We start from the raw sequence: 18,843 nt of genomic DNA, 5'->3' as shown, positions 1-18,843 counted from the left end.
GCGTATCCGGCAGATCGTCGAAGGCGAGCACTTCGAGCTTGCCTTTCATCGCGCCGAACTCCTTGGTGTTGAGCACTTTCGCCACCGCCGGGCCGCCGACCTGACTCACGCCGAAGATGCCGTTGAGATTCGGATGCGCGCGCAAGGTGGTTTCGACCACCGATACGCCGCGCGCGAGGTCGTCGTCGGTGCCCTGCGTTTCGACAATCTTGATGCCGGGATACTTCGCCAACCCGCGCTTGATTCCAGCGATGCGCTCGTTCAGATTCACTGCGCCAAGCTGGCCCGTCACGATGGCGACTTCGCCCTTGCCGTTGAGCGCCTTGCCCATCGTGTCGGCCATCGTCTCGCCGGCCTGCGTGTTATTGGTGCCGATATACATCGAGCGACCACTGTTGGGCGAATCGGAGTCGTAGGTCAGCACCTTCACGCCGCTCTTTTCGGCGCGCTTCATCACGCTTTCTACTGACTTCGGTTCGTTAACCGAAATAGCGATGCCATCCACATGACGCGAGATCAGGTCTTCGATAATCTGCACTTGCGTGGAGCCTTGCGTGTTCTGCGGCACGACCCATTGATACTTGACGCCCGCCTTGTCGGCTGCGGTCTGCGCGCCCTTGTTGCAGTCGTCGAAGAAGGGCACGGCGACTTTGGGTATTACGGCTACCGAAATATCCTTCGCATCCTTGGCGTACGCGCTTTTGCCCGCCGCCGCGCAGAATGCGAGCAGCGCGCTCGCGGCGAGTTTCGATGTCATCGATGTCATGTGCATGGTTCTGTCTCCTCCCGTTGATGTTCTAGCGACCTTTGCGGCGCACGCGCCAGATATCGATGCTCACTGCGATCAGGATCACGCAGCCGGTAATGGCCTGCTGCGCGTAGGTATCGATATTGAGCAGCACCACGCCGTTGGTGATGATCCCCGCCAGCGCCGCGCCGATGATCGCGCCTTCCACGCTGCCCGCGCCGCCCGACAGACTCGCGCCGCCGATCGCCGCTGCTGCGATCACGTCGAGTTCCGCGCCGAAACCCGAGGCCGGTTCCGCCGATACGAAGCGCGAAAACGCAATGACGCCCGCCATCGACGCGATCAATGCGGAGAGCACATACACCGCGAACTTCACGCGCGCGGTCCGCACGCCGGAAAGCCGCGCCGCCACTTCGTTGCCGCCGGTCGCATAGACATGACGGCCGAAGCGCGTCTGACGCATCACGATGGAGAAGATCACCGTCATCGCCAGAAGAATCACGACGGGAAACGGCACGAAGCCGATATAACCCTGACCGATGAAAGTGAACGCATCGGGCACGTCGGGCGTAACCGGCACGCCCTTGGTGATGATGTACATCAGCCCGCGCCCGATCGAAAGCGTGCCGAGCGTCGCGATAAACGGCGGCAACTGGATCCACGTGATCATGAAGCCGTTGAACGCGCCGACCATCAGCCCGACCGCAAGTCCGCACACGATGGCGACGAACGCGCCCAGCCCGTGCTGGAACGCTAGCGCGGTGATAAGCGAGGACAGCCCCATCACCGAGCCGACCGAAAGATCGATGCCGCCGGTAATGATGACGAGCATCATCCCGATCGACATGAGCGCGACCAGCGAGAAGGAGCGGAACACGCCCATCAGATTGTTGGTGGTGAGGAAATACGGCGAAAACAGGCTGATGACGAGGCCGACCAGAATCAGCACCGACAGCACGTTCAGTTCGCGGATGCGCAGACAGGCACGCACAAACGCGATGCCACGCGCGGGTGGCGGCGGCTTCTTCGACGAAATCGCACTCACCTATCGTTCCTCCTGTACAGGCTGAAGACGATATTAGGGTCGCGGGCGGCGAGGAATCTGTGACGCGCGTCATAGTCGCGTATCGGTGCTAACCCGTATCGAAACGCGCATGTCGTTATGACGCGCGTCACAGAAATGGCGTGTTATCTGGCTCTAGGATGTGTGTACGCGAAACGACTCGAAACACAACCAAGGAGCCACAGCATGACCAAGCGAGTGATCGTAACCGGCGGCAGCGGACTGGCCGGCAAGTGGGTGGTGGAAGATCTGGTGGCGCACGGCTACGAAGTGCTCAATCTCGATCGCGTGCCGATGGCGAAGGCCACCGCGCGCACGCTCATTACCGATATCACCGATGCCGGACAGGTCTTCAACGCGCTCGCCTCCAGCACCACAGCGAAGGAGTTCGACGAGGACATCGAGCCGAAACCGATCGATGCGATCGTGCATTTTGCGGCCATTCCGCGCATTCTCGTTACTACGGATAACGAAGGTTTTCGTATCAACGTGATGGGCACGTACAACATTCTCGATGCAGCGTCGAAGCTCGGCATCAGCAAGGTGATTCTCGCGTCGAGCGAAACGACTTATGGCGTGGTGTTCGCGCACCGGCATCGCGATCCGGCGTACTTTCCGCTCGACGAGGACTATCCCGTCGATCCGATGGACAGCTACGCCACCTCAAAGGTCATCAACGAAGTGACCGCGAAGGCATTTCACGCGCGCACCGGCGCGGATATTTACTGCTTTCGCATCGGCAACGTGCTCGATCCGGTCGATTATCAAAAGTTCGCGACCTGGAACAAGGACGCGTCGCTGAGAAAGCGTATCGCGTGGAGTTATATCGATGGACGCGATCTCGCCACGGCCTGCCGTCTCGGCATCGAAAAAGACGGTCTCGGTTTTCAGGTGATGAACGTGGCCGCAGACGATGTATCGTCCGACCAGCCGACAGCGACGCTCATCGAACGCTTTTACCCTAACGTGCGGGTCAAGAAGCCATTGGGTGAGTTCGAGACGCTGTTGAGCAATGAAAAGCTCACGCGATTGCTTGGGTGGAAGCAGGCTTATAAGTGGCGCGAGCAGGTGGGCTGAACGAACCCGTCATAGCGCGCGGCTTGCAGCGCCTTCACCGAGGCTCAGGCCCAGCGCAAAACCAGCGGGTCCAGCCGCCGGGCGATATCGATCAGTTCGACGCGCGTGTCGGGATGCATCGCGGGCAGCGGATGACGCGGACTTTCGCACGCGATCACGCCGCCTTCCTTCATCAACGCCTTCGCCGCGAGCAGCCCCGCTTGCCGATTCTCGTGATTGATAAGCGGCAGCCAGCGCTGATAGTGCGCGAACGCTTCATCGCGATTGCCTTCGCGAAACGCTTCCAAAATCGGACGAATGCCGTCAGGGAATCCGCCGCCCGTCATGGAACCCGTCGCGCCCGCATTGAGGTCCGCGAACAGCGTGATGGCCTCTTCGCCATCCCACGGGCCTTCGATTGCGTCGCCGCCGAGCCGGATCAGTTCGCGCAGCTTGGCGGCCGCGCCCGGCGTTTCGATCTTGAAGTACGACACCTGTTCCACTTCCCGCGCAAGACGCGCGAGAAACGACGCGGACAGCGCCGTGCCGCTTGCGGGCGCGTCCTGAATCATGATCGGAATGTTCACCGAATCGGACAGGCGCGCGTAGAAGTCGAAAATCTGCGACTCCGGCACGCGGAAGGTCGCGCCGTGATAAGGCGGCATCACCATCAGCATGGATGCGCCCATCGCCTCGGCGCGGCGGCTGCGCTCGATGCAAATCTGCGTGCTGTAATGGCTCGTCGTGACGATCACCGGCACCGCGCCCTTGATGTGTTCGAGCATGGTGCGCGTCAGGGTTTCGCGTTCGTCGTCGGAGAGCGCGAATTGCTCCGAGAAGTTGGCGAGAATGCACAGGCCGTCCGAACCTGCATCGATCATGAAATCGACTGCGCGTTTCTGGCTGTCGAGATCGAGCGCGCCGGATTCGGAAAACGTCGTCGGAACGACGGGAAAAATGCCGCGATAACGCGGCGTGCGTTGAGATGTCATATCGATGAGTGTGTTCGGAAACGTCAATGCGAATGACGCGGAACGGCCGCGCCTCGGCAACCGACGAGAAAATCGAGGTCGCAGCCCTGATCGGCCTGCAATACGTGATCGACATAAAGTCTCGCGTAGCCGCCGTCGCCATGCACGCGCGGCGGCTGGTGATCGCTCATGCGGCGCGCGAGTTCCTCGTCGCTGATGTCGAGATGCAGCGTGCCCGCATCGCAATCGAGTTCGATCCAGTCGCCATCGCGCACGGCGGCAAGCGGCCCGCCCGCCGCCGCTTCCGGCGCGACGTGCAGCACCACCGTGCCGTATGCCGTGCCGCTCATGCGTGCATCGGAAATACGAACCATGTCCTTCACGCCTTCGCGCAGCAGCTTGGGCGGCAAACCCATGTTGCCGACTTCCGCCATGCCCGGATAACCCTTCGGTCCGCAGTTCTTCAGCACAAGCACGGAGTCCTTAGTAACGTCGAGCGATTCATCGACGATACGCTCCTTGTAATGCTCCAGATTCTCGAACACGACCGCGCGCCCGCGATGCTTCAGCAACTCAGGACTCGCCGCCGATGGCTTCAGCACCGCGCCGCGCGGCGATAGATTGCCGCGCAACACGCGAATGCCGCCATCGTCGATCAGCGCGTTGTCGAGCGTGCGGATGACTTCGTCGTTGGTATTCGGCGCGGTCTTCACGTTCTCCCACAACGTCTTGCCGTTGACCGTCAACGCGTTCGGATGCGGCAGCAGGTTCGCTTCGCCCAGACGCCGCAGCACGGCCGGCAAACCGCCCGCGTAATAGAACTCCTCCATCAGAAAACGCCCCGACGGCATAAGATCGACGATGGTCGGCGTATCGCGGCCAATGCGCGTCCAGTCTTCCAGTTCCAGCGGCACGCCGATACGCCCCGCAATCGCCTTCAGATGAATCACCGCGTTGGTCGAACCGCCGATCGCGGCATTCGTGCGAATCGCGTTTTCGAAGGCTTCGCGCGTGAGAATCTTCGACAGCGTCAAGCCTTCGAGCGCCATCTCGACGATACGGATTCCTGACATATGCGCGAGCACGTAGCGGCGCGCATCGACGGCGGGAATCGCGGCGTTGTGCGGCAAGGACGTGCCGAGCGCTTCGGCCATGCACGCCATCGTGGATGCGGTGCCCATCGTGTTGCAGGTGCCCGCCGAGCGCGACATGCCGCTTTCCGCCGATAAAAACTGATGCAGATCGATCTCGCCCGCCTTCAGCGATTCATGCAGTTGCCACACCGCCGTGCCCGAGCCGATATCGCGTCCATTCAATTTGCCATTGAGCATCGGGCCGCCGGTCACGACGATGGCGGGAACATCGCAGCTTGCCGCGCCCATCAGCAGCGCGGGCGTGGTCTTGTCGCAGCCGGTGAGCAGCACGACGGCATCGATCGGATTGCCGCGAATGGCTTCTTCGACATCCATCGCGGCGAGATTGCGCGTGAGCATCGCGGTCGGGCGCAGGTTCGATTCGCCGTTGGAGAAGACCGGAAACTCCACCGGAAAACCGCCCGCCTCGTACACGCCACGCTTCACATGCTCGGCGATCTTTCGAAAGTGCGCATTGCATGGCGTGAGTTCCGACCACGTATTGCAGATGCCGATAACCGGACGGCCATCGAATTCGTGATCGGGAATGCCTTGATTCTTCATCCAGCTTCGATACATGAAGCCGTTTTTATCGGCGGTGCCGAACCATTGCGCGGAGCGGAGTTTGGGCTTTTTGTCCGACATGATCAGGGTTCCATATGATTTTTGATGCCACGTCAGGTCCGTGAAATCATCGCAAGCGGTTCGGCCTTGCTCGCGGTATCGGGCGGCAGCGGCGAGGTCGGCTTCAAGCCTTCGCCAAGCGTCGTGCCGCCGGATTTGCGGCGCGCCGCATGTCGCTCGATCACGCGTTGCAGCAGGCAAAACGCGCACAGCAAGGCACCAATCACGATACGCGTCCACCACGAGCTAAGCGTGCCATCGAACGTGATGAGGGTTTGAATCGTGCCGAGAATGCCGACGCCGAATACCGATCCAATCACATAGCCTACTCCGCCTGTCAGCAACGTGCCGCCGATCACCGTCGCAGCGATGGCGTCGAGTTCCATGCCCTGTCCTTGCAGCCCGTAGCCGGAAAGCACGTAGAGCGTGAACACCACGCCGCCGAGCGCGGAGCAGAAACCGCTCAGCGCGTACACGCCGACCTTCGTGCGCGCGACCGGCAAGCCCATCAACAGCGCGGAGCGCTCGTTGCCGCCCACGGCGTACACGTTGCGGCCGAAGCGCGTGAAGTGCGCGACGAAAATCGCCACGAACAAGGTCACGACAGCGACGAGCGCGCCCGTGGTGACGGACGCGCCGCCGACATCGAGATGAAAGGCGGACAAGGCGTGAAAGGTCGGATCGTTGATGGTGATGGATTGCGTCGTGATGAGAAAGCACGCGCCGCGCGCGAGGAACATGCCCGCCAGCGTGACGATGAACGGTTGAAGCCTGAAGAAATGTATCAGCGCGCCCATTGCTGCGCCGTAAAGCGCACCCGCCGCCAGTACGAGCGGCACGATGATCCACACGGGCCAATGCAGCTTTTCGGCGAACACGGCGCACAAAATGGTGGTCAGCGCGACGACCGAGCCAACCGAAAGATCGATACCGCCCGACACGATCACGAAGGTCATGCCGATCGCCACGATCAGCAGGAACGCGTTATCGATAAGCAGTCCGAGTAAAACCTGAAGCGAGAAGAAGCCGGTGTACATCACGGAACCGAAGCCGAACAGCGCGGCGAACAGCACGACGGTGACGACAATGGGCAGGATGCGCGGGTCGGTCACGCGATCGATGACATTGCTCATTTGGACGCCTCCGCGAGCGGCGCTTTCGGCGCAGGGAACACGCGCCTGAACTGCCGCAGCAGCACCGCGCGCGCGGTGGCCGATTGAATCACGCTGACGGCGAGCACGACCGCCGCCTTGACGACGAGCGTCGCTTCGGGCGGCACGCCGATGGAATACGTCGTGTACGTGAGCGTCTGGATGATGAGCGCGCCGAGCACGGTGCCCGCCAGACTGAAGCGTCCGCCAAGCAGCGATGTGCCGCCGAGCGTGACGGCGAGAATCGCATCGAGTTCGAGCAGGAGGCCCGCGTTGTTGCCGTCGGCGCTGCGCACGTTCGAACTCGCGAGGACGCCCGCCATGGCCGCAGTCAGGCCGGAAAACGCGTACACGCCGAACACGATCATGCTCGAACGCAAGCCCACGAGCCGCGTCGCAACCGGATTCACGCCGATGGCGCGAATAAAAAGCCCGAGCGCCGTGCGATTGACGAGCAGCGCGGTCAGCACCAGCGCGATCACCGCCACCCACACGGAACACGGCACGCCCGCGAGATAGCCGCCGCCGACGAAGAGATACGCTTTTGCGCCGATAGGAATGATCTGGCCGCCCGTCAGCAACTGCGCAACGCCACGTCCCGCGACCATCAGAATCAGCGTCGCGATGATCGGCTGCATGCCGATAAACGCCACCAACAAGCCGTTCCACATGCCCGCAATCACGCCGACGAGCAGCGCCGCCGAAATGGCGAGCGTGACGCGCGACGGGTCGTCGGCGAGAATCGTTGCAGCAGTCGCGCCTGCGATTGCGACGATCGCGCCTACCGAAATATCGATGCCACGCGTCGCAATCACGAGCGTCATGCCGAGCGACACGAGCACGAGCGGCGCCGCGCGATTCAGAATGTCGATCGGCGCGCCGAACAGATGGCCGTCGAGCATCGTGATGGAAAGAAAGTGCGCGTTGTGCGCGAGATCGAGCACGCACAGCGCGATCAGCGTGACGCACGGCCACACAAGCGCGTGCTGAAAAACCGCTTTGATCCGGTTCATTGCGATCCTCCCGCAATCAATCGGTACACCTCATCTTCCGACGCCGTATGTCCCGCGACCTCGGCGACCTTGCGACGGTCGCGCAGCACCGCGATCCGGTCGCTCACGCGCACGACCTCGCTCACTTCCGATGAGATAAAGAGAATGGACAGTCCCTTCGCGCATAACGCGAGCACGCGGTCCATGATCTCGAACTTCGCCGCCACGTCGATACCGCGCGTCGGTTCGTCGAGAATCAGCATCTTCGGTTCGGTCGCGAGCCAGCGCGCAAGCAGCACTTTCTGCTGATTGCCGCCCGACAGCAGGCCGATCGGCTGTTCGGCATCGCGCGCCTTGATGCCGAGTTGCTTGATGTACTCGTCGGCGATTTCACGCTGTTTCGCTTTTCGGATATAGCGCCACAGGCCACGCCGCGCCTGCACGGCGAGGATGATGTTCTCGCGTATCGAAAGGTCGGCGACGATGCCCTCTTTCTTGCGATCCTCCGGACAATAGCCGATGCCGTGGCGCACCGCATCGCGCGGGGAATGCAGCCTGACCGCTTTCCCGCCGATCCGCATCGCGCCCGCATCGGAGCGTTCCGCGCCGAACAAAAGCCGCGCGGTTTCGGTGCGGCCCGAGCCGAGCAAGCCAGCAAGGCCGAGAATCCGCCCCGGCTGCACGTCGATATCGACCGGATTCATCACGCCGCGCCGGCCCACGCCGCGCATCTCCAGAAATGGTTCGCTATGCGTATGAATTGCTGAAGGTTCCGTCGCCGCGCGTTTCAGGCGCTCGGTCATTCGCTCATGCCCGACCATCTTCGACACCAACAACTCGACGGGCAAATCCTTCGCAAGATATTCGCCTTCGCGCTCGCCGTTGCGCATCACCGTAATGCGATCCGATATTGCGTAGGTTTGCTCAAGAAAGTGCGTGACAAAGAGAATCGCCAGACCGGAATCGCGGAGTTTGCGCAGCACGTCGAAAAGCCGCGTCACTTCGCCATCGTCGAGACTGGATGTGGGTTCGTCGAGAATCAGCACGCGCGCATCGACCGACAACGCACGCGCGATCGCCACCATCTGCTGCACGGCAATCGGGTACGTATCGAGCGATTTGGTTACATCGACCGATACGTTCAGGGCCGCGAGCGCGGCGTGTGCGCGCGCGTGAATCGTTTTCCAGTCGATCGCGCCGAGCCGTTTCGGCTGACGCCCCGCGAACATGTTTTCCGCAACCGATAAGTTAGGACACAGATTCACTTCCTGATACAAGGTCTGAACGCCGGCCGCTTCGGCTTCGAGCGGCGCGGCGAAATGCACAGGCACGCCGCCGAGCCGAATCTCGCCTGCATCGTGTTCGTGCACGCCCGTCAACACGTTGATAAGCGTGGACTTGCCCGCGCCGTTCTGCCCCATCAGCGTGTGAATCTCGCCTGAAAACAGGCGGAAATCGACGTTGCGCAACGCGTGCACGCCGGGAAAAGACTTGGACAGGCCGATCGTTTCGACCACGGGAGCATCGGTCATAAAGTCGCCCGAAAATGAAGTCGATCAGTACTTGCGCTGCGGCAGCGTCTGAGCGGCGACACTCATCGGGAAGATCGTTTCTTCCGTCACGATGCGCTTGGGCAGTTGCTTGCCCGCCACCACATCTTTCACTGCGGTCATCAATTGCGGCCCGAGCAACGGACTGCACTCGACATCCACGTTGATCTTGCCCGCGACCATCGCTTCGAAGCCGCCCTTGGTGGCATCGAAAGACACGACGGTGACGTCCTTGCCCGGCTTCATGCCTGCTTCTTCCATGGCCTGGATCGCGCCGAGCGCCATGTCGTCGTTATGTGCGTAGACCACGTTGATTTGCTTGCCGTAGGTCTTCGCGAAGGCTTCCATAACTTGCTTGCCGCCCGCGAGCGTAAAGTCGCCGCTTTGCGACGCGATCACCTTGAACTTCGGATCGTTCTTGATCACTTCGAGCAAACCCGCGCGCCGATCGTTGGCTGGCGCGGAACCTACCGTGCCCTGCAATTCGACAATATTGATCGGCCCTTTATCGTTCTTGTAGTGATCTTCGAGCCACTTGCCGCCGCGACGGCCTTCTTCGAGGAAGTCGGAGCCGATCATCGTTACGTAGAGCGACTTGTCTTTCACGTCGATATTGCGGTCCGTGAGAATCACCGGAATTTTCGCGTTTTTGGCTTCGGTGAGAATCGGCTCCCAGCCGGATTCGACGACCGGCGAGAACGCAATCACATCGACCTTTTGCGCGATATACGAGCGAATCGCCTTGATCTGATTTTCCTGCTTCTGCTGGGCATCCGAGAACTTCAGGTTGATGCCCGCATCCTTCGCGGCCGATTTCACCGACACGGTATTGGCCGTACGCCATGCGCTTTCCGCGCCGACCTGTGCGAAGCCGAGCGTGATCGGTTTATCCTCGGCTTGCGCGTTCACGCTCGCGGCGAACAACAGGACCGAACCAAGCATTGCGCCTAGAACCGTGCGCCGGATCTGTTTCATTGTCGTCTCCTGATGGATCATCTGGATCATCTTGCCGCGGCTCGATGGCCGGGTCTTTGGCCCTGATTTGGGTCCAGCGCAAGATTAGTCCCGGCGACGCATATTGGTCCAATCACTTATTCGGCGTTTGCGATACCAAGCTTGATATACGGGAAAACGCGTAACGCGCTCACATAGAAACGCCGTAGACCTCGGCGGCGGCATCGCGCAACGCCTTCAGGACGACGGCTTCCGCAGGCGAGCCTGCATGATCCTGACGCGTGATGATGCCGAAGGCATCCATCCGGCAAGGCAGATCGATGGCGAGACGCTTCAGCGTGCCGGAGCGCTCGTATTGCCTGGCGACTTCGTCGGGCACCACGGCGAGCATGTCGCTCTGCAAAAGCAAACTGGAGATGGCGAGAAAGTTGTTCGTATTGACGACGTTCTGCGGCGCGTTCAATCCAAGCTCCGCAAAAGCCATATCGATCCGATGCCGCAGCACGCTGCCCGGCGGATGCAACACCCACTCCGCCCCGACAATGCCCGAAAGCGTGAGGTCCGAAGCGTCTTCGAGCGGATGCCCCGGACGCACGACCACGCAGAGCGGTTCATCGGCGATTGGCGTGTATTGCACCGCGTGCTGAAGCTGTACGTGCTGCTCCAGCACGCGACCGATCATGATGTCGAGCTGCCCTTGCGTGACGAGCGGCAGCATCACATCGGACGTCTCCACCTGCAACCAGATTTGCAGTTGCGGATACGCCTCCTTCACGCGTCCGATAGCGAGCGGCACCATGCGCGCCGCCGCCGTCGCAATCACGCCGATACGCACCTGACCGGTCAAACCCGCACGCAACGCGGCGATTTCCTCCTGCGCCTTGTTGAGATTCGACAGCACCATGCGCGCGTGGCGAATCATCACTTCGCCGTAAAGCGTGGCCTGCATGCCGTGCGGCGTGCGATCGAATAGCCGGACCTCCAGCACGTCTTCCAGCTCCTTCAACATGCGCGATGCCGCAGGTTGCGTCATGCCCAGCACGTCCGCCGCGCGCCGCACGTTGCCTTCCTCTTCCATCGCGGCGAGCAAGAGCAACTGGCGCGTCTTCAGGCGCGCACGCACGAACCAGTTCGAATGTCCCTGTCCCAACGCTGACTCCCCTTTTTGTCGTCACCGGTTCTCGCCCCATACCCGTTTTGGTATCGATACTGACGAAAAACTGTTTGGATGGGAATCGGGTGCTTCCTTAGAATCCGATCGTCGCAGCCCAATGCCGATCCGCGTTGAGAAGAAGATCGACTCATACGTGCGCGCTCACTCGCGCTTACACGCACTCCGGCAGACAGATCCTGAACTTCGATCCCACACCAACCTCGCTTTCCACGAAAAAATAGCGCGGCGGCTCGCCCGGCAACTGACTGCTGCCGGGAAAGCGCGCCGGATGCCCCGCGCGCGCCATCGCCATTGCATGCTTGCCGGGCTCGCGGACCGACTCCGGCAGCAAGTCCACCCATGTCATGCCGAAAGGCGAATCGGCGGATACACCGAGGGCCTGGCAGCCTGCCGAATTCATATGCGTCAGCGAGCCATCGGCCGTGATGACCTTGATGCAATCGACACTGGCATCGAACATGCCGTCGCGGATGCGCAATTCGCGAGCGAGCGCGATTTCGTGGGCTTTGCGTGCGTGGATATCGATAAAGCTGCACAGCCACGTGCTGACGCTCGACGACTCGATCGGCCGCGCACTCAGCATGAACCAGCGGGACGTGCCTGATGTGTCCGACACGCGGCAATCGAGTTCGAATGGATCGCTCGATGACCAGAGCGCGCCGAGTAACGCGGCGGCATCGTCGGCTTGCAAATGGCTTTGCAGCGTGCAGGATCGAGTCGCATTTACATCGATTCCGAACAGCGCGTTCGCCAGGCCGTTGCTCGCGACGATGTTGCCATCGACTTGAATCAGGCAGCAAGGAAACGGTATGACCTCAAGGCCGTATGCTTGCGAGCTCGGTGTTTGTATGGAGCTCATATTTGCGACTCTGCTATGGCGAGTGCACTTTGCACGGTAAATATGGACGTCTTCATTTTCGCCCAAAAACTATCATAAAGACATGTGCTTTCGGCAAATCTCGGGACGCCATTTCGAGGTGTGCAGCGGCTTGTCCAGGTCAAAGTCTCGATTGTTATCAAATCGATAAAATAATGAATTTTACTCAGGATGTCGAATCAAATACGCTTGAACGATAAAAGGCAGCGCGATGCGCTGCCTTTTATCGTATAACGACCGTCTTCAACAGCCCGTCAGCTTCACGCGTTCGACTGCAAGCCCGAAGGCCGGACGCAGCTTCGTGCCGATCACATTGCCGCAGAATGCTGCGACGAGCCAGAGCCAGCCATGCAGACTGCCCGACACGATGCCGCTGAAATAAGCGCCGATATTGCAGCCATATGCGAGACGCGCGCCATAGCCGAGCAGCAATCCGCCGACGATCGCCGCGATCAATGAACGCAGCGGCAAGCGCCACACCGGCGCATAGCGGCCGGCGAGCGAAGCCGCGATCATCGCGCCGATAACGATGCCGATATCCATCACCGACTTCACATCGTGGCTGATCGGCGCGCTCAGTGCGGCCGCGTTCGGGCCGGTGCTCCAGATCGGCCAACTGGCGACATCGATTCCCAGCGCGGTAAACGTCTTCGCGCCCCACAGCGCGAACGCCGACGTCACGCCCCACGGACGGCCAGACAACGCGAGCGTGACGAAATTGAGGATCGCGAGCACGACCGCGCCAGCCATCAGCGGCCACGGACCATGCAGCCACGGCGATGCCTTCGGCTCACGCTCCACCTCGCTCACGAGACGGCCATGACGGCGCTTTTCGATCAGCACGGTCAGCGCCGCTATCACCGCGAACACCGCGAGATTCAGCGCGATCGCCGGACCCGCGCCGAGCGTCTTGACGAGCGAAATCGGCTGGAGATGCGGCAGCGCGGACCAAAACGGCAGATGCGCCGTCCCAACCACCGAGCCGACGATGAACGCGATCAGCGTCACCACCATCCGCGTGCTTCCGCCGCCAACGGTGTACAGCGTGCCCGAGGCGCAGCCGCCGCCAAGCTGCATGCCGATGCCGAAAATAAACGCGCCGAACAGCACCGACACGCCGACCGGCGCGACTTCTCCGGTGACCGGATGACCGAACAGCGTGCCAGCGGCGAGCGCCGGAAAGAACAGCAGCACGCCGATCGCGAGCATCAACATTTGCGCGCGCAGACCCGCGCCCCGGCCATCGGCGATAAACACGCGCCATGAGGACGTAAAGCCGAAAGCGGCGTGATAGAGCGTGATGCCGAGCATCGCGCCAAGAACATAAAGCGCGGCCTGTTTCCCGCTGACGGTCTGCGCGAGATAAACCGCACCGAACACGACGAGCGCGAGCGCAACGGCAAGCGGCTTCGGATTGATATTGACGAGGCGGCGAGGCGCGCCGCCGAACGGCGTAGAAAGATCGGACATAAGGAGAAGGAGCAAGCGCGCGCGTTGAATACGGGCGGAAAGCAATAGCGATGGGGGAAGTGGGCGAGTATACCGAGGACTTTTCTTGCGAGAGATGCCCGCTGGATCGCGCTGTTTCATCGGCAGAACCCTGTGCGGCGCGTGGCTGTGCCGCGAGACGCCCGCTGGACGCGGCGTTGCGCAAACCAGCTCGCACATCAAGCAAAAGCCAAATAACCAGCCGTAATAGCGATATTTCGAAATTGAATCGAAACGGGCGATATTCTTTAACGCGGCCAGAGTCGTGTGATAGCTTCTAAAGCTTTTGCCCCTTTAAAGCCATACATGAGCACCGAATGGACTCCCGCACAGATACCGTCGCTGAACGGTCGCCGCGTTGTTGTGACGGGCGCGAACAGCGGCATCGGCTATCACACCGCTGCGATGCTGGCGCGTCACGGTGCCGAGGTCGTCCTCGCATGCCGCGATGCACGTCGTGGTGAAGAAGCGCTTGCAAAGCTGCGGCGCAATCAACCTGACGCGAAACTCGTCTTCGAGCCGCTCGATCTCGCCAGTCTTGCATCGGTCCACGACTTTGCCCGCCGTCAGCTCGATCAGGGACGACCGCTCGATCTGCTCATCAACAACGCGGGCGTGATGGCGCCGCCGCATCGCCTCGAAACCGCCGATGGTTTCGAGCGCCAGTTCGGCACCAACGTGATCGGTCACTTTGCGCTGACCGCGCGGCTGATGCCCGCGCTCGAAGCCGCTGCGCAGCGTGCGAAGGATGCGCCGCGTATCGTGACAGTCGCATCGATCGCGCATAAAACCGGGCGCATCGATTTCGACGATCTCCAATCGACGCGACATTACGGGCCGATGCGCGCCTATCGTCAATCCAAGCTCGCCAACCTTATTTTTGCGCGCGAACTCGATCGGCGATTGCGCGCCGCAGGCTCGCGCGTGATGTCCGTTCCGGCGCATCCGGGCGTCGCGAAAACCAATCTCTTTCGCGACGATCGTTCGGTCATGACGCGCGCGGTGAGAGCACTATTGGGCGAGATGATCGGTGCGTTCCTGAATAGCGATGTCGATGGCGCGCTGCCTACGCTTTATGCGGCCACCGCCCCTGACGTTGAGCACGGTGGCTACTATGGCCCGCTCGGTCTGTTCGAAGCGCGCGGCAAGCGCGTTGGTCCGGCATACGTCGCGCCGCAAGCGCTCGATGCCGACGTTGCGAATCGGCTATGGCAAGTCTGCGAAACGCTGACGGGCGAATCCTTCGTATAACGAATCAAACCGTGTCTTGAAGACTATATAAGCGAAACAATGGTTACACCTTGTTTCATTCTTGTTCGACGGATTATCGAGCCACGTCCGTGTAACTCCTTACAACCTTCAAAGGAGATACCGACGTGAACTCAACCACTCTTCGAATGTTCGCTGCTGCGCTGATCATTGCCGTGCCCCTGTCGGCCTTGTCGCAGGAGGTCCGCAACCGAGAGGCGAACCAGCAGAAACGAATCGGACAAGGACTGCAAAGCGGGCAGATTACCGCGCACGGTGCGAGCAATCTCGAGAATCGCGAAGCGTCCATCAATCAATCGAGAAAGGCCGATCTTGCGGCCAATGGCGGACATCTCACGCCCGGCGAAAAGAATCGCCTGAATCAGCGCGAAAACAACGTGTCGAAGCAAATCTATCGCGACAAGCACAATGACATCGCGCAACCCGGCGTGACGCCGAAGTGATACGTGAGCGGGCTAAACGGATTACGGCGTCTTCACATCCGCTTTGACCGTTCCATCCGGTTGCGGCACCGCGATTGGTTTCACTTCGACCGGTGCCGTGCCGTCTTTCTTCAGCCCCAGCGTGTCCGCGGTCTTCGGCGTCACATCGACGATACGATCCTTCACATAAGGCCCGCGATCCTTGATTTCCACGACAGCGCTCTTGCCGTTCTCAAGATTCGTCACCTTCGCGGTCGTGCCGATGGGAAGCGTTTTGCTGGCGGCCGCATTCGACTGCGGATTCATCGGCGTGCCGTCAGCCATTTTCTTTTTGTAAAAGTTGCGGCCGTAATACGACGCTTTGCCTTTGCGCGGTTTGCCCGAATGATCGAGGCTTGCGCCATTGGCGGCGCGATGATCGGCGGTTGCCTTTCGCGTTTGCCGATCTGCTGAAAACACGGGATTCGCGCATAGCAATGTCAGCGCGCATCCGAGCAATAAAGCGTGACGCTTAGCCATATTCGACTCCTCCGCACGCCGCCGATGCGGACGCCCGATTCTTGTTAAGTGAATCCGGCAGTCGAATTAGATCGTATGCCGAACTAGATTCGGCATAGCACTTTTTGGGCCGCTTTGTTCAGTTCAAAGCTTCGAGTTCGGTAATACGTTTGCGCAGCGCGCGCTCCTCCTGAAACCGCACAGTCTCATCACGAATAATGGCGACGATGCCGCTTACCTCGCCTTGCTCCGAATGCAGGAGCGCGACCGTGAACGCAATCGACATGGCGCGTCCCGTTTTATCGACGGCAGGCACCTTGAGCAGATCGTGTCCGTAGCGCGTTTCGCCCGTCGCCATGGTCTTGTTGTAGCCGTCCCAGTGACGTCCACGCAGACGCTCGGGAATGATCAGATCGAGCGACTGACCCAGCGCTTCGCTTTGCGTGAAGCCGAACATGCGCTCGGCCGCCGGATTCCATAAGGTGATCGCGCCATTCGCATCGGAAATGATCACGGCATCGCCGATGGCGTTGACGAGCTGTTCGTAGTCTATGTTTGTCGTCATGGTTGCTTCCCGAACGCGGGTGACGTGCGGGGAAGTACACGTCACCCTTTCCTGCTATATCAAACCGCGCGCGATTCCTGCATATGCGCGACCTGCTCTGCACTGTAACCCAGCTCCAGAAGCACTTCTTCAGTATGCTCGCCCAGCAGCGGCGAACCGGTGATTTCCGGCTTCAGATCCGAGAATTTGATCGGACTCCCAACTGTCAGATATTTCCCGCGCACTTTGTGATCCACTTCGACGATAGAACCGCTCGCGCGCAAGGATTCATCGTTGGCAAGTTCCTTCATGGTCAGCACCGGCGCGCACGGAATATCGAATTTGCGCAGGATATCGACCGCTTCGAACTTGGTCTTGTCGCTGAGCCATGCTTCGATCGTATTGAAGATATCGAAAATATGCGGCTGGCGCGCTTCGGCCGTCATATAGTTCGGATCTTCGATCCATTCCGGCTTGCCGATGGCGCGGCAGATCGGCGCCCACGCGTGGCCTTGAATCGTGAAATAGATGTAGGCGTTCGGATCGGTTTCCCAGCCCTTGCACTTGAGCACCCAGCCTGGCTGTCCGCCGCCGCCCGCATTGCCGCCGCGCGGTACGACATCGCTGAAGGTGCCGTGCGGATATTGCGGGTACTCCTCAAGATACCCTACGCGATCCAGCCGCTGCTGATCGCGCAGCTTCACGCGGCACAGATTGAGCACGCTGTCCTGCATGGATACGGCCACGCGTTGGCCGCGGCCCGTCTGCTGCCGGCCGATGATCGCCGTCAAAATGCCGATGGCCAGATGCATGCCCGTGTTGCTGTCGCCGAGCGCTGCGGCGCTGATGGTCGGCGGGCCGTCCCAGAAGCCTGTCGTCGATGCCGCGCCGCCCGCGCATTGCGCGACGTTCTCGTAGACCTTTAGGTCGTCGTAATGGTGACCGTCGCTGAAGCCCTTGACCGATGCCACGATCATCTTCGGATTCAGCTCGCGAATGTTTTCCCACGAAAAGCCCATCCGATCCAGCGCGCCGGGACCAAAGTTCTCCACCAGCACATCCGATTCACGAATCAGCTTGGTCAGCACTTCCTTGCCTTCGGGCTTCTTCGTATCCAGCGTCAGCGAACGCTTGTTGCTGTTGAGCATGGTGAAGTACAGCGCATCGGCTTCGGGAATATCGCGCAGTTGATTGCGCGTGACATCGCCCGAACCGGGACGCTCGACCTTGATGACGTCCGCGCCGAACCAGGCCAGCATCTGCGTGCACGCGGGACCGGCCTGCACGTGCGTGAAATCGATGATCTTGATGCCTTCGAGTGGTTTCTTGCTCACGTATGTTCTCCTTAGTATTCCGATTTGGCTCAGTTCAGTTCGATTCGCTTCGGTTACTTTTTCATCGCCGCGCTTTGCGGATTCAGATTGGTCAGGCGGCCGCTTTCCGTGCCCGCCGCTTCATCGATCACGGCGTTGATGAGCGTCGGCTTGCCGGACTTGATCGCCTCTTCCAGCGCATGCGTGAGTTCTTCTGGCGTGGTCGCATGGAAGCCGATGCCGCCGAAGGCCTCGATCATCTTGTCGTAGCGCGCGTTCTTCACGAACACGGTCGGCGCGACATCCTTGCCGCCGGTCGGATTCACATCGGTGCCGCGATAGACGCCGTTGTTATTGAAGACGATGGTGCACACCGGCAGGTCGTATCGGCAGATGGTTTCGAGTTCCATGCCGCTGAAGCCGAACGCGCTGTCACCTTCGATCGCCACGACCTGCTTGCCGCTGGTCACCGCCGCGCCGATCGAAAAGCCCATGCCGATACCCATGATTCCCCACGTGCCGGAATCGAAACGCTTGCGCGGCTCGTACATGTCGATAATGCTGCGCGCATAGTCCAGCGTGTTCGCGCCTTCGTTGACGACGTTGATATCCGGACGCGTCTTCAGCACGTCCCGAATGGCGCGCAGGGCGCTGTGGAAATTCATCGGCGACGGGTTCTTCGCGAGCGTCGCGGCCATCTTGTCGAGGTTTTTGGTCTTGCGCTCGTTGATCGCGCCGGTCCATTCGCTCGACGGCTTCGGAAAGCCCGCATCCATGCCCGACACCAGCGCCGACACGCACGAACCGATATCGCCGATCACCGGTGCGGCAATCGCCACGTTGCTGTCGATCTCGGTCGGCGAGATATCGATCTGCACGAATTGCTTGGGCGCTGCGCCCCAGGTCTTGCCCTTGCCGTGCGCCAACAGCCAGTTCAGCCGCGCGCCGATCAGCACCACGCAATCCGCTTCCTGCAACACGAACGAGCGCGCGGCGGAAGCCGACTGTGCGTGCGT

18 protein-coding genes are annotated in these 18,843 nt (G+C 60.7%); 3 read left to right on the top strand and 15 right to left on the bottom strand.

The window, feature by feature from the left end; all coding sequences use genetic code 11:
* Positions 1-772 (bottom strand): substrate-binding domain-containing protein (locus tag P7F28_RS14955; protein ID WP_370467326.1); only part of this gene is annotated, 772 nt, incomplete at its 3' end.
* 25 nt (positions 773-797) lie between these two features.
* Entirely contained in the window at positions 798-1,793 is a 996-nt protein-coding gene (locus P7F28_RS14950; RefSeq protein WP_277185303.1) for an ABC transporter permease, read from the bottom strand.
* Positions 1,794-1,997: 204 nt separating this feature from the next.
* Between P7F28_RS14950 and P7F28_RS14945 the strand changes: the two genes are divergently transcribed.
* Complete coding sequence (locus P7F28_RS14945) at positions 1,998-2,888, top strand: NAD(P)-dependent oxidoreductase (protein ID WP_277185302.1); 891 nt, start codon at positions 1,998-2,000, stop codon at positions 2,886-2,888.
* Between the two features lie 44 nt (positions 2,889-2,932).
* On the opposite strand, the gene P7F28_RS14940 is transcribed toward P7F28_RS14945, so the two are convergent.
* The 9 genes from P7F28_RS14940 to P7F28_RS14900 form a co-directional block, all read right to left on the bottom strand.
* Positions 2,933-3,859: a dihydrodipicolinate synthase family protein gene (locus P7F28_RS14940; RefSeq protein ID WP_277185301.1), complete on the bottom strand. Its 927-nt coding sequence runs from the start codon at positions 3,857-3,859 to the stop codon at positions 2,933-2,935.
* A 23-nt stretch (positions 3,860-3,882) separates the two neighbouring features.
* Positions 3,883-5,616 carry an IlvD/Edd family dehydratase gene (locus tag P7F28_RS14935; protein ID WP_277185300.1) on the bottom strand — a complete coding sequence of 578 codons (1,734 nt, stop codon included), beginning with the start codon at positions 5,614-5,616 and terminating at the stop codon, positions 3,883-3,885.
* A gap of 32 nt (positions 5,617-5,648) precedes the next feature.
* Positions 5,649-6,728: a galactofuranose ABC transporter, permease protein YjfF gene (gene yjfF / locus P7F28_RS14930; RefSeq protein WP_277185299.1), complete on the bottom strand. Its 1,080-nt coding sequence runs from the start codon at positions 6,726-6,728 to the stop codon at positions 5,649-5,651.
* The gene (locus P7F28_RS14925; RefSeq protein WP_277185298.1) at positions 6,725-7,759 is read right to left on the bottom strand and encodes an ABC transporter permease; all 1,035 of its coding nucleotides are present in this window, start codon (positions 7,757-7,759) and stop codon (positions 6,725-6,727) included. Before P7F28_RS14925 ends, yjfF begins: the two co-directional genes overlap by 4 nt.
* Positions 7,756-9,270: a sugar ABC transporter ATP-binding protein gene (locus P7F28_RS14920; protein ID WP_277185297.1), complete on the bottom strand. Its 1,515-nt coding sequence runs from the start codon at positions 9,268-9,270 to the stop codon at positions 7,756-7,758. Before P7F28_RS14920 ends, P7F28_RS14925 begins: the two co-directional genes overlap by 4 nt.
* A 24-nt stretch (positions 9,271-9,294) precedes the next feature.
* Positions 9,295-10,230 (bottom strand): ABC transporter substrate-binding protein, encoded by a 936-nt coding sequence (locus P7F28_RS14915; protein WP_370467327.1) that lies wholly within the window; start codon positions 10,228-10,230, stop codon positions 9,295-9,297.
* A 202-nt stretch (positions 10,231-10,432) separates the two neighbouring features.
* The gene (locus P7F28_RS14910) at positions 10,433-11,392 is read right to left on the bottom strand and encodes a LysR family transcriptional regulator (protein WP_277185295.1); all 960 of its coding nucleotides are present in this window, start codon (positions 11,390-11,392) and stop codon (positions 10,433-10,435) included.
* A gap of 175 nt (positions 11,393-11,567) precedes the next feature.
* A complete protein-coding gene (locus P7F28_RS14905; RefSeq protein ID WP_277185294.1) occupies positions 11,568-12,275 on the bottom strand; it encodes a PAS domain-containing protein in 708 nt (235 codons plus the stop codon).
* 261 nt (positions 12,276-12,536) lie between these two features.
* A complete protein-coding gene (locus P7F28_RS14900) occupies positions 12,537-13,763 on the bottom strand; it encodes a YeeE/YedE family protein (protein ID WP_277185312.1) in 1,227 nt (408 codons plus the stop codon).
* A 324-nt stretch (positions 13,764-14,087) separates the two neighbouring features.
* Here P7F28_RS14900 and P7F28_RS14895 point away from each other — a divergent pair, with 324 nt between their 5' ends.
* Both P7F28_RS14895 and P7F28_RS14890 read left to right on the top strand, forming a co-directional pair.
* Entirely contained in the window at positions 14,088-15,032 is a 945-nt protein-coding gene (locus P7F28_RS14895; protein ID WP_277185293.1) for an SDR family oxidoreductase, read from the top strand.
* A gap of 125 nt (positions 15,033-15,157) precedes the next feature.
* The gene (locus P7F28_RS14890) at positions 15,158-15,493 is read left to right on the top strand and encodes a hypothetical protein (protein WP_277185292.1); all 336 of its coding nucleotides are present in this window, start codon (positions 15,158-15,160) and stop codon (positions 15,491-15,493) included.
* 21 nt (positions 15,494-15,514) lie between these two features.
* Here P7F28_RS14890 and P7F28_RS14885 read toward each other — a convergent pair whose 3' ends face one another.
* From P7F28_RS14885 to P7F28_RS14870, 4 genes are all read right to left on the bottom strand, one after another.
* Positions 15,515-15,991 (bottom strand): septal ring lytic transglycosylase RlpA family protein, encoded by a 477-nt coding sequence (locus P7F28_RS14885; protein WP_277185291.1) that lies wholly within the window; start codon positions 15,989-15,991, stop codon positions 15,515-15,517.
* Between the two features lie 118 nt (positions 15,992-16,109).
* Positions 16,110-16,535, bottom strand: a complete 426-nt coding sequence (locus tag P7F28_RS14880) for a PAS domain-containing protein (protein ID WP_277185290.1) — start codon at positions 16,533-16,535, stop codon at positions 16,110-16,112.
* 59 nt (positions 16,536-16,594) lie between these two features.
* Positions 16,595-17,848: a formyl-CoA transferase gene (frc, locus tag P7F28_RS14875; protein WP_277185289.1), complete on the bottom strand. Its 1,254-nt coding sequence runs from the start codon at positions 17,846-17,848 to the stop codon at positions 16,595-16,597.
* Between the two features lie 53 nt (positions 17,849-17,901).
* The coding region (locus P7F28_RS14870) for a thiamine pyrophosphate-dependent enzyme (protein WP_277185288.1) at positions 17,902-18,843 on the bottom strand (942 nt) is incomplete at its 5' end.

The sequence above is a fragment of the Caballeronia sp. BR00000012568055 genome, from assembly GCF_029439455.1.
Classification (GTDB): Bacteria; Pseudomonadota; Gammaproteobacteria; order Burkholderiales; family Burkholderiaceae; genus Caballeronia.
Note: the sequence above shows the minus strand (reverse complement) of the source record. Positions and strands in the feature narration are given on the sequence as shown.